Source organism: Paenibacillus sp. V4I9 (assembly GCF_030817295.1).
Taxonomy (GTDB): Bacteria; Bacillota; Bacilli; order Paenibacillales; family NBRC-103111; genus Paenibacillus_E.
In genome coordinates this window covers 2,875,436-2,887,203 of the sequence record NZ_JAUSZE010000001.1, presented here as the reverse complement: position 1 = coordinate 2,887,203, position 11,768 = coordinate 2,875,436, and the positions used below count along the sequence as shown (strand labels likewise).

The window sequence follows — 11,768 nt, the reverse complement described above, 5'->3', positions numbered from 1 at the left end:
CTCCTCATTCGTTCGTTTTGCCCTTCACTTTATATACATAAGCCAATACTTCCGCGACAGCCTGGAACAGCTCAGCGGGAATGGAGTCACCAATTTCCACCTGTGCAAAGATCGCTCGAGCAAGCGGTTTATTTTCCATCGTCATAATACCATTTTTCTTCGCAACTTCTTTAATCTTTAAAGCAACATAATCCGCACCCTTAGCAATAACTGTCGGGGCTTGCATATTGTTAGAATCATATTTCAAAGCAACCGCAAAGTGGGTTGGATTGGTAATAATAACATCTGCTTTGGGGACTTCTTGCATCATACGCTGCATGGCCATCTGGCGCTGCTTCGCGCGGATCTTTCCTTTGATAAGTGGATCCCCTTCACTCTTTTTATACTCATCCTTGATATCCTGCTTGGACATTTTGAGACTTTTCTCGTACTCATACTTTTGATATATGTAATCAAAAATGGCAAGGACAATTAATATCGCTCCAATTTTGATCCCTAGTTTTAGCGTGACCGAGGCAATAAATGAAAATGTACTCTCCAGTGGAGCATGGCCAAGGCCCAGCAGTTTAGCTTTTTCCCCCATTAATGTCGTGTACACGACATAACCGATAATTAACATCTTCATTGTTGACTTGAGAAAATCCATGACGGTTCGTAGCGAAAAAATCCGCTTGAAACCCTCGATCGGATTGATCTTGTTAAACTTCATCATCAGGGGGTCACCAATGAACATAAAGCCAATTTGTGCATAATTTCCAATAAAAGCTACTAAAACAACAAGTATAAATATGGGAGCTAAAATGATTAACCCTTGTTTGACTAAATCTACGAATAATACCTGAACGTTAGCGGCTGTAATGTCCATCGTCAGTTGATTCTCATAGACGTTCCGAAAGATGTTAACTATCTTCTCTTTCATATAGCCACCGAACATGAGGAACGATAGAAATGAAAAGAGTAATATAAATGCCGCAGGTAAGTCCATGCTCTTCGCAACTTGACCCTTTTTACGAGCATCTTGCCTTTTCTTTGCAGTCGCAGGTTCCGTCTTATCCCCAGCAAACCATTGTAAATCGAGCTTCAATCGAAATGTTTGGGACACGGCGTACCTCCTACTTAGGTGATGGTTGCTGTGTGCCGCTAATCAGTTGAAGCAACTTCTCCATGTAATCAAAAATTGTTGCAAATAAATGTTGGAATTGTGATATTAATTCTGGGAAAAGAATGACTAGCAGAAAAAAGCCAAGAATCATCTTCAAAGGTGCACCGATAACGAAAATATTAAATTGCGGAGCAACCCTTGTTAGGAGTCCTAACCCTAAATCTGTCAAAAAAAGGGCTGCTATAATAGGAGCAGCGAGTTGAAACGAGAGATAAAACATTTTGGAAAGCGATTGAAACAAGAAATTCGAAATTTGTCCATCATAGATGCGTGAGAACAGTTGATTGTCCAGCGGTATCCAGCGGTAGCTGTCAATAATCGCTCTGATCAAATAATGGTGCCCATCAAAAGAAAGAAAAAGCAGCACGGCTATCATATATTTAAGGTTACCTAACATTGGGGTTGAAGCCCCCGTTAGAGGATCAATTACACTCGCCATACTGAAGCCGATTTGCATATCCATAAAAGAGCCGGCTGTCTGGACAACTGTAAAAAAGATATAGGCGAGAAAACCAAGTAAAACGCCAACAAGCATTTCACGAATGATCAATAGAATGTATTCACCATCCATGGGAATGGGTTTATCCAGCCCCATAGTCGCAAAAATGATTAACGAGATGAATACAGAAAGACCAATTTTGAACATCATCGGAACATTTCTTGAAGAGAGGATAGGAACAACGACAAAGAACGATGTAATTCGACAAAAAATAAGCAGAAAGATAGGGATAACTTGGAAAAAGTATGTCATATCGCTCACAACCTATCCAACGAATTTGTAAAGGTTGTTGAGTAAATTAAAGGTAAAGTCAACCAGTGTATTCATGATCCACGGTCCAAATATTAAAATAGACAGCAGAACCGCAACAATTTTGGGAACAAACGCTAAGGTTTGTTCTTGAATCTGCGTCGTTGCTTGAAAAATACTTATGATCAGACCAACGACAAGCCCAATAATAAGCATGGGCGCACTTGCTTTAAGCACGGTATAAACAGCCTCACCAGCAATCCGTATAACAAATTCCGAGCCCATTTAGAAACCTCCGATATCTTGATCCTTAACCATAGCTTAGGAGTAATGATCTCACCACAAGATACCAACCATCTACAAGTATGAAAAGTAGAATTTTAAAAGGGAGTGAAATCATAACAGGCGGTAACATCATCATTCCCATTGCCATTAAGGTACTGGATACAACCATATCTATGACCAGAAACGGGATGAAAATCATGAACCCCATCTGGAAAGCTGATTTCAGTTCACTTATTGCGTATGCAGGAACTAATGAAGTAATCGGTATATCTTCTACGCCTGTAGGCGCCTTAGCTTTGGTATAGTCTAAGAACAACTTTAGATCCTTCTGACGTGTATGTTTGAACATGAACTTCTTCATTGGTAAGGATGCTTTCTCAAAAGCCTGGGTCTGATTAATTTCACCCTTCAGATAAGGCTGCAGAGCTGTCTGATTAACCTCTCCCAACGTTGGAGACATAATAAAAAAGGTTAAAAACAGAGCTAGTCCGATTAAAACCTGATTAGGCGGCATCTGCTGGGTACCAAGTGATGTTCGAACGAATCCAAGCACGATGACAATTCTTGTGAAACTAGTCATTAAAATAAGAAAAGATGGTGCAAGACTCAATACGGTTAATAAAAGCAATAAGGTAACTGTATTAGAAGATCCACCGGCAGTGCCACTAGTCCCAATATTCACATTTAACCCAGGTATCGGATTGTTTGGATCTGTTTCAGCAGCAGAAGCTGTCAGTGATAAGAGGAACGCTGAAATCATGACAATCAGAAGCGTAAGAACTAATTTATTTCTTTTCATTCATCATTCAACCGATCTGTTTGTTTTTGATCAGAAAGCCACTCGTGAGCATCTTTATTACGGTTTGATACTCGCTGCAGCCTATCGTGAAATACTTGTTGAAAAGATGAAGTAATTTCTACTTCTTCTTCGATCTCTTTCTTTCTAACAGGAAGTTTGCTTATCCACTTACTTATTGCACCAAAGCCCACGCGATCATCCTGAGAAGAAGTAAGCAATTCCGAAATATACGCAACTTCATCGGCGTCATTGATTTTATCCAACAACTGAATGTTCTCACCGACGCCAACCACGAAGAGCGAATGACCAATTTCAACAATCTGAATAGATTTATTTTGTCCGAGGGGAACTCCACCTAAAGAACGAATTGAGTTCCCGAACATAGTACCTTTATTTTTCTTAGCTATGTACTTCATAAGTACAAAGAATAAAAGAATAATTAATACGAGAAAGAAAATGACCTTTACAATCATGCCAAACGAATTAAATGAGTCGGTAGTCGGAAATTCCGATGCTGGAAGACCTTGTCCAGGCTCTGTTTCAGCAAAGCTCATGGATTTGGTATATAACATCGCGACTACACTTAATATTGCTGAAATCAGTCGTTTCGATTGGAGTCTTCTCATAGTCACAACCCTTTCGGTTTATGTAAGACTCAACCGAACGTAGACGGCTTAACCTAGAGTCTTTTTAATCGCTTCGATAACACGGTCTGCTTGAAATGGTTTCACGATAAAGTCTTTTGCCCCTGCTTGAATGGCATCAATAACCATGGCTTGCTGCCCCATCGCGGAACACATAATAACCTTAGCAGTAGGTTCAATTTTTTTTATTTCCTTCAATGCTTGAATACCGTCCATCTCAGGCATCGTAATATCCATAGTAATTAAATCTGGTTTCAATTCCTTGTATTTCTCGATGGCTTGAGCACCATCATTCGCTTCTCCACAAACCTCATAACCATTTTTAGATAAAATATCACGAATCATCATTCTCATAAATGCAGCATCATCAACAATTAGAATACGGTTAGCCATGAGTAAAATCCCCCTAAATATAAATTATTGTAACTTTTGAATTCGTTCCCACTGGTTCACAATGTCTGTAACACGAACCCCAAAGTTTTCATCGATGACTACAACTTCGCCTTTGGCAATTAACTTATTATTTACTAAGATATCTACAGGCTCACCTGCTAGCTTATCCAATTCAATGATCGATCCCTGGGAAAGTTCTAAGATGTCTTTAATCACCTTGTGCGTTCTGCCTAATTCTACAGTCACCTTAAGAGGTATATCCAGTAGTAAATTAAGGTTTGTATCATCAGCCTGCCCCAACGAACCCGATTGTAAATTCCCAAATTGTACGGGTTGAACATTTACATTCCGATTCGGCATCCCACCATAAGCTGCCGGAGGCTGCTGATACATGGGTTGCTGTGGCGGATACATGGGCTGTTGTGGTGGATACATCGGCTGTCCCATTGGTGGCTGTTGATACATCGGTTGTTCATACACTGGCTGCTGTTGTTGGTACATTGGTTGCTCGTATATAGGGCTAGGAGCTACTGGAGGCGGTGTAAGAACTTCCTGTGTAGGTGCTGGTGACGGTGCAGCAGGAGCCGGTGCTTGAGCCGCAGGTGCAGCCTCCATTGAAGAGTCAGAATCACCACCCATGAGAATCGATACCATTTCTTTGGCGAATGGAACAGGTAATAATTGCATGATGTTAGAATCAATAAGATCGCCAATGGCTAGTCGGAACGATATCTTTATAAATACGTCCTCGTCGGGCAGTTTTCCTTCTCCTTTCGACAAATTTAATATGTCGATTCCTGGAGGAGAGATATTGACAAATCGATTAAAGATGGTAGACATGGACGTAGCTGAGGATCCCATCATCTGATTCATCGCTTCTTGTACAGCGCTGATGTGAATTTCACTAAGATTTTCATCACCGCCAGTACCATCACCGCCCATCATTAAATCAGCAATGACCTGAGCATCACGTGTTTTAATGACAAGTAGATTAATACCATCAAAACCATCAACATAATTCACATGAACGGCTACATGAGGTTTCGGAAACTGCTGTTCTAATTCTTCTTTACCAATAATAGAAACCTTAGGTGTCGTTATGTCTACTTTCTTTCCAAGCAATGTCGAAAGCGCTGTGGCTGCACTACCGAAAGTGATATTACCAATTTCACCAAGTGCATCCTGTTCTAGGGGAGATAAATAGTCTTCAACTTTAGGAGGCCCGTTAAAAGAAGAGGCTGAACTATCGTCCGAAGACTGTCTCAACAAAGCATCGATCTCTTCCTGGGACAAATAATCTCTGTTATTCGTCATAATCTTCTTCTCCTTCGTTTACGATTTCTGTAATCTGTACAGCCATCTTCCCTTTTAAGGTTCCGGGGCTTCCGAGATATTTCAGCTTCTCGCCCACTTTGACTTGAAGCGAATCTTCGACGGATTTATGCAGCGGGATTACATCGCCTGGTACTAAGCCAAGGAAATCACGTATGGTAATTTCGGACGATCCCAATTCTGCAATGAGAGGCAGCTTGGTTTTTTCCAAGCGTGATTGAAGTGCTTCCATTTCTTCAGGTGCTCTCGTCTTCTTCTGGGAGACAAACCAGTGATGCACAGAAAGTCGAGGCATAATGGGTTCGATGACCACGTGAGGGATACACAAGTTGATCATCCCTGTTGTATCACCGATTTTGGTGCTAAGTGATATTAACGCAATGGTTTCATTAGGTGAAACAATCTGCATAAACTGCGGATTTGTTTCAAGGGCCTCTAAACGAGGTTGAATATCAATGACAGTCTTCCATGCCTCTTGTAAACTATCGAATGCTCTGCTAAAAATACGTTCCATCACAATCGTTTCAATCTCAGTTAAAGCATTAATTTTGGTTGGGGTCGTACCCGCACCGCCCAACAAACGATCCAACATAGCAAATGCGACATTGGGATGAACCTCAAGCACCATTCGACCCTCTAAAGGCTCCGCTTCAAAGATGTTCAAAATGGTCATTTTCGGGATCGAACGAATAAATTCGTCGTAGGGCAGTTGTTCAACCTGGACAACACTGATCTGTACGAACGTACGGAGCTGAGCAGAAAAATACGTTGTTAAAAATCGTGCAAAGTTTTCGTGAATCCGGGTTAAGCTACGAATATGATCCTTTGAGAAACGCACTGCTCTCTTAAAGTCATAGGCCCTTACCTTCTTCTGCGTTTCCTCTTTTTTAAGTTCATCCGCATCCATTTCGCCTGAGGACAAAGCAGCTAGCAAGGCATCGATCTCATTTTGCGACAGAACATCAACCATTCGAGTCACCTCCTTTAAGCAAAATCAAAAGCGAGTTATTGAAGTACTTTATCGGTTATCCATATTTGCTTAATTTTACCCTCATGTAGCAAGGGGTTAAGCTTGTTCATTAACGTAGAAGTTAAACTATCTGAACCTTTACTACCTTCAATTTGTTCCTTTGTCAAATCCCCTAACGCTTGTACAATTGTGCCTTTAACAGCAGATTCAAGTAAACTATCAAATTCTGTTTTAGTCTTCGAGTTCTCTAACTCAAAAGCGAAGCTGATTTTAATGAAATTTTGACTACCAGATAAGTTGGTCAAAATATCTTTAATAATCGCTGTGTTTGCCTTTACTGCCTCAGCCGATGGCGCTTTCGTTGGCTTCACGCTTGCAACGGCTTCCTGAGCCTGTACCGCAGGGTCTTTGGATTGATTATTTTTCTCCATAAAGTTCCACAAAACAAAGGCGGCCGTCAAAATCAGAGTAATTGCAATTAGAATGGAGACAATGAGTATGAAAATTTTGTTCTTAAACACTTACGAACCCTCCGCATCCCTGGACTTTATTGTCGCTCGAACTGAGCCAATCTCCTGCATGTAGGTCCGCACTAAGCTTACCACAACCTCTGCCTTTTCGAGTACTGTGATTTTCTTGCCTGTTGTCAACGTGATCATTGTGTCTGGAGTCTCTTCAATAAGTTCGATCAGTATGGCATTCAGGATAATCGCTTTACCGTTTAAACGAGTGAGAGAAATCATGCTTCTCCTCCTGTATCAGGATAAGGGGAGACCAGCTCCCCTCTTTCACATCAACTTAAGATTAGTGTTTAAGATTAACAACTTCTTGAAGTACTTCATCCGAAGTCGTGATAATCCGAGAATTTGCTTGGAAACCACGTTGAGCGATAATCATCTCTGTGAATTCACCTGTTAAGTCAACGTTTGACATTTCCAGTTGACCGGAAATCAGTGTTCCAGCTCCTGCCGTTGCATTGCCAGGTGTTGTGATTGCGCCACCGCTGCCAGCTGACATTGGAGCATTAGCAGTTGTCCGGTATAAGTTACCGCCTATCTTTTCGAGACCCCCGGGATTATCTACAGTAATGATCCCCAATTGTTGACCAACAACCTGTGCTCCTGTGTTATCGATTCCATTAATGAAACCATCTTGGCCAATAGAGAATGAAACAATTTCAGGAGCTATATTAATGGGAGCCCCACTCGCATCCAATACATGTAGTCCATCTGCATTTACAAGATCTCTCTTTGCATCCAAAGTGAAGTTACCAGCTCTTGTCAAGAAGGGTCCTGTCGGTGTAGTTGTGTCCAATGCAAAGAATCCATCGCCATTAACACGTAAATCAGTAACCACATTCGTCGTCATGGCACTACCTGCTGTATGCACAGTATCTATTGCTGCTGCACTTACACCCAAACCTACTTGTTGAGGATTTACACCACCTCGTTCGTCTCCAGGGGCACTTACCCCCGCTACGGTTTGACTAAGAATATCTTTAAACATAACACGGCTGCCTTTGAATCCGATGGTATTTACGTTCGCGATATTATTCCCGATAACATCCAATTTCGTTTGAAAACCACGCATACCTGAAACGCCTGAGTACAAAGATCTTAACATCTATAATAGGCCTCCTAATCGGATATAAATATAATGAGCTGCTTCAATCGCTCCACAGCTCCAGGCTTCCTTCACGGTCGAGCCTGATGGTTAAGTAATAATAATGGCACTATCTATTTGCGTGAAAACATGTTCATTCATGGCGTTTCCATCAAGCGCCGTCACAACAGTCCGGTTAGGAACATTAACGATTAAAGCATTTCCACCTAAAATCATAAGTGCATCCTTAGCACCTTTAGCAGCTACCTTATCGATAGCTGTACTTAGCTTATCCAATTGCTCAGGCTTAAGTTGAATGCCTCTCTCTTTGAGTCTAACCTCTGCATGATGACTGAAACGAACAAGTTGCTCCTGAAGGAGTTTCTGAAAAGTAGGATTACCGGATTGGGTTACCGGCTGCTGTACAGGTGTTCGTCTCGTAGACGCTGGAGAAACCGCATTAGGATAAAGCTGCCCTAAGGATATTCTCTCTGTCATTTGGTTTCTCCAACATTCTCAATTTTCTTGAGCTTGTCTAGAGAAATTTCCACTCCCTTCACATTCGCGTATTGATTTCCGTCTTTAAATGAGATGGAATCAACAACACCAGACTTTTCAACTGATGCTCCAGAAGAGTCAATCTCCGTCCATGTGATTGATTTACCGATTAATCCTGAAACAAAACCAAGAGATTGACGCATTAGCTTCATTTCACCAGCCATATTGGTCAGTTGCTCTACGGATGTGAATTGAGCCATTTGTGCAATAAACTCTTTATCTTGTAAAGGCTGCGTTGGATCTTGATTTTGAAGTTGAGTAATCAAGATTTTTAGGAAATCATCTTTACCTAAAGTATTATTGTCTTTATCTTTGCTTTTTGCATTTTTGCTAGCATTGATTAAATCCGCAACATTACCTGAAATCGGGCTTGTAGCCACACTTTCACCTCCAACTGCTTCACATAGATTGCCTTTAGGCAATAACATCGAAGGAGTTACCATTAACTGTCGTTCGTATTTGAGCTATATTTTCTATTTCTTGATTAAAATCAATTGAATCTTCATCATAGTTACTTGAACCATTTTTGCTTTGACGCTGAGATTGACCAAATGTTTGCTGTTGACGTTGATCTTGGAACATACTGGATTGCATGTTTTGATTTTGAGTGACCTCAAGCTTCTCAACTTGCAAACCTTGTGTTTGAAGAGCTTGTCTTAACTGCGGAAGCTGACTTTCCAACATCTGCTTACCTGCTAAGGAATCAGCTGCAAATTGAGCTACCAGTTGTCCATCCTGCATCGATATTCTTACATCAATATGACCGAGATTTTTAGGGAATAAAGATAATTTAGCTTCAGAAAAACCGCCAGCCATCGTTATCTTCATGTTCTTCAACACATGCTCTGTCATTTCTTCTGTAAAATTAGCCGCATTGATTGTTGTTGCTGGCACTTTATCAACTGGAATAGCAGCCTGTTGCGCTTTCTGCAGATCACCGATCGTAACAATGGAATTCGTTGCTGGAGCATCTTCAGTCGGCAAATCAACTAGGGCTACAAATGATTCTTCGGACGCTGTAGTAGATTCGACAACTGGTGCGTGAAGTACATTTTTAATTGCTAAGAGCTCAAGCTTGGACTTTGTTGGTTGCACGAGTGTAAATGAATCAACATCAATCTTCTGCTCAACACCAGGTTTATTTGCCTTTTTAACATGATTAGCTCTGTTAACAGATGCGGTATCACTCTTACTTTCATCTACCAAACCTTCAGTAGCCTTGGGTGCATTCGTAGCTGCATCAGTTATTGATGTTGGTCCCTTCAAAGTCGCCATTAATTCTGGAAGCAAAGGCCCTATGGTGCTAATTAAGTCCTGGTTCAAAAACTTCAAAATAGGATTATCGGGCTGCTGTTTAGATAAAGTTGTCAGTGTAAGCAAAGTATTCTGAGCCTGTAAGTTTAATGTATCTGCTGGCTGAAGATTCAATCCATTCGGTAGTGTGAAAGCCGCGTTAGATTGTGCATCGCCAAGTGTACTTAACAACTGCTCAGCATCTTCGAACCACTTCTTTACATTGGGATCTTGTAATAATTGTTCAGCAAGCGCAGGATTACTGTTCATTGCCTCCAAAAGCATTTCTGATAGAGGTTGATCTCCCGTTCCTTGCTCAATCTCCTGTACTGCGGCACCTTGAAGCGGCAATACTAAACTTTGCAGCATTTGAAGCAGCATGTTCAGAGAAAGAGCTGGATCGGAAACATTTAGATCATCAGAAGCACTCTCTTGTCCAATTTGACCATCTAATACTTGATTAAAAGTAGTGTCTTTGGTAGCCGTTTCAGTCGTACTTGCTTTACCTGTTGCTGTTGAAGCAGCATTGTTTCCCGTAGGTACTGTTGACATTTGTACGTCCATTTTTTTCACCTCCCTTCGTGAAATCAATGACATTACTGAACAAGTTTAGCTGTAATTGAAGCTGCGATTTCTTTATTTGCGTCTGACAAAGAAGACATTACTTTAGAACGAGAAGCGTTATCCATCCCACTGAGAATAGCTAACACTTTGTCAGGATTAGATTTATTCATTTCCAGTAGTACATTCGAAGCACTTTTCGGCGTCATGTTGGCAAAAGTTTGCCCTAAATCTGTTTTACTTACGGATGTTGCGGTCTTGGTCGAGTCTTTCGCTCCATTCGTTGACAATCTCTCTTGTAAGGCAGCGATTTGTTTATCACGAGCTGGAACAACATCCTTAACCCCAATAGAAGCCTCAGCTGCTTTAGTCGGATCCATTTTTTCAAGAATTGCTCCACGACTATCTGCTTTCATCATTGAAAATACAAGTACCATTTCTTTAGGTGTCAAGGCTTCAATAATAGGGGCAGCTTTACTTGGATTCATTTTTGCATACATATTCGCAAGTTGCGTAATTTGATTATTGTATTCTTCTTCGGTTTGCGTCTTATTCTTCAGCTTCTCTTCCAGTTCGGTTAACTTCGCCTGAGCATCCTTCAGTGAAAGATCCTTCTGCTCGGTTGTCGAGTCAGCTTTTTGCAAAGCCGATTGAAGTTCAGCAATTCTTGCATTTAGCTTCGTAATCTCTTCATCTTTAATCTTAATGCTTTGCTCAGAAGTCGGTACCTTACCATCACTGGTCACTACTGCTTTTTCTTTGGGAGCAGGGATGATTGTCCCAATGACCGGTGTATTGTGCAGCGCCTTCTGTATACTGCTCTTGATATCATAATCAAAAATTGACAACAGTACGAAGAGCAAAACTGCCGTAAACACAAAGGGGATGACAAACCATATCAGAAATCGTTCCAGTGCACTATAAGATGCACCCTCTATGCTTGTATCGGCCATCTCCTCTTCCCTCCTTTACCTTCCTCAATACGTTAGTCGTCTGAAACGGTTGGTGGCCATTTCATCTAGAGCTTCTTGCTCTTTTTTGGCGACAAAAGATTGAAATTGGTTGTAAGCCTTTTCCCTTGCCTTCGACCAAACCTTCTCATCAATCATTCTTTCCGAAAGATGTTCCTGCTTTTTGAGTACAACATGCTGTGCTTGCTGCACATCCAAATGCTTGCGGGCGATCTGTTGATCAACATGATTCATGTAATTTTGCATCAACAGCATCTTAGAGATGGATACCGAACTGCTAGATTCATTTGCCATTTCATTATGAAGGCTATCTTTTTGCTCAAACAATCCATGCAAGCTCGTTTCTTCGTTCCTTAGTTGCCCCATTGCCTCAGACAGAATCCACTCTGCCTGTGTTCGTTCATTGTTTTTCAAATCGACAATTTGCTGGAAAGAATAACGAAAATTCAT

16 protein-coding genes are annotated in these 11,768 nt (G+C 41.1%); all 16 read right to left on the bottom strand.

The genetic code is table 11. The features are described from left to right. Positions 1-4 precede the first annotated feature (4 nt). On the bottom strand, positions 5-1,102 hold the full coding sequence (gene flhB / locus QFZ81_RS13255; RefSeq protein ID WP_307443496.1) for a flagellar biosynthesis protein FlhB: 1,098 nt from the start codon (positions 1,100-1,102) through the stop codon (positions 5-7). A 10-nt stretch (positions 1,103-1,112) separates the two neighbouring features. Continuing rightward, on the bottom strand, positions 1,113-1,913 hold the full coding sequence (fliR, locus tag QFZ81_RS13250) for a flagellar biosynthetic protein FliR (RefSeq protein ID WP_307443498.1): 801 nt from the start codon (positions 1,911-1,913) through the stop codon (positions 1,113-1,115). Between the two features lie 12 nt (positions 1,914-1,925). Further along, positions 1,926-2,195 carry a flagellar biosynthesis protein FliQ gene (fliQ, locus tag QFZ81_RS13245; protein ID WP_029195371.1) on the bottom strand — a complete coding sequence of 90 codons (270 nt, stop codon included), beginning with the start codon at positions 2,193-2,195 and terminating at the stop codon, positions 1,926-1,928. Between the two features lie 25 nt (positions 2,196-2,220). Then, complete coding sequence (fliP, locus tag QFZ81_RS13240) at positions 2,221-2,994, bottom strand: flagellar type III secretion system pore protein FliP (RefSeq protein ID WP_307443500.1); 774 nt, start codon at positions 2,992-2,994, stop codon at positions 2,221-2,223. Further along, a complete protein-coding gene (locus QFZ81_RS13235) occupies positions 2,991-3,566 on the bottom strand; it encodes a flagellar biosynthetic protein FliO (protein ID WP_307603029.1) in 576 nt (191 codons plus the stop codon). The genes fliP and QFZ81_RS13235 overlap by 4 nt, the downstream gene beginning before the upstream one ends. A 102-nt stretch (positions 3,567-3,668) precedes the next feature. Beyond that, positions 3,669-4,031 (bottom strand): response regulator, encoded by a 363-nt coding sequence (locus tag QFZ81_RS13230; protein ID WP_029195368.1) that lies wholly within the window; start codon positions 4,029-4,031, stop codon positions 3,669-3,671. Between the two features lie 24 nt (positions 4,032-4,055). Then, entirely contained in the window at positions 4,056-5,345 is a 1,290-nt protein-coding gene (gene fliY / locus QFZ81_RS13225; protein WP_307443504.1) for a flagellar motor switch phosphatase FliY, read from the bottom strand. Beyond that, complete coding sequence (gene fliM / locus QFZ81_RS13220) at positions 5,335-6,333, bottom strand: flagellar motor switch protein FliM (protein ID WP_307443505.1); 999 nt, start codon at positions 6,331-6,333, stop codon at positions 5,335-5,337. Before fliM ends, fliY begins: the two co-directional genes overlap by 11 nt. A gap of 35 nt (positions 6,334-6,368) precedes the next feature. Then, a complete protein-coding gene (locus QFZ81_RS13215) occupies positions 6,369-6,854 on the bottom strand; it encodes a flagellar basal body-associated FliL family protein (protein WP_171688258.1) in 486 nt (161 codons plus the stop codon). Then, positions 6,855-7,076 carry a flagellar FlbD family protein gene (locus tag QFZ81_RS13210; RefSeq protein WP_029195364.1) on the bottom strand — a complete coding sequence of 74 codons (222 nt, stop codon included), beginning with the start codon at positions 7,074-7,076 and terminating at the stop codon, positions 6,855-6,857. It lies immediately after the preceding gene. Positions 7,077-7,137: 61 nt separating this feature from the next. Continuing rightward, a complete protein-coding gene (gene flgG, locus QFZ81_RS13205) occupies positions 7,138-7,956 on the bottom strand; it encodes a flagellar basal body rod protein FlgG (protein WP_307443506.1) in 819 nt (272 codons plus the stop codon). 90 nt (positions 7,957-8,046) lie between these two features. Further along, entirely contained in the window at positions 8,047-8,433 is a 387-nt protein-coding gene (locus QFZ81_RS13200) for a TIGR02530 family flagellar biosynthesis protein (protein ID WP_307443508.1), read from the bottom strand. Further along, the gene (locus QFZ81_RS13195; protein WP_373462656.1) at positions 8,430-8,873 is read right to left on the bottom strand and encodes a flagellar hook capping FlgD N-terminal domain-containing protein; all 444 of its coding nucleotides are present in this window, start codon (positions 8,871-8,873) and stop codon (positions 8,430-8,432) included. The genes QFZ81_RS13200 and QFZ81_RS13195 overlap by 4 nt, the downstream gene beginning before the upstream one ends. Positions 8,874-8,907: 34 nt before the next feature. Then, positions 8,908-10,350, bottom strand: a complete 1,443-nt coding sequence (locus tag QFZ81_RS13190; protein ID WP_307443510.1) for a flagellar hook-length control protein FliK — start codon at positions 10,348-10,350, stop codon at positions 8,908-8,910. A gap of 32 nt (positions 10,351-10,382) precedes the next feature. Further along, positions 10,383-11,300, bottom strand: coding sequence for a hypothetical protein (locus QFZ81_RS13185; protein WP_307443512.1), 918 nt, complete (start codon positions 11,298-11,300; stop codon positions 10,383-10,385). A gap of 24 nt (positions 11,301-11,324) precedes the next feature. Continuing rightward, a complete protein-coding gene (fliJ, locus tag QFZ81_RS13180) occupies positions 11,325-11,768 on the bottom strand; it encodes a flagellar export protein FliJ (RefSeq protein WP_307443514.1) in 444 nt (147 codons plus the stop codon).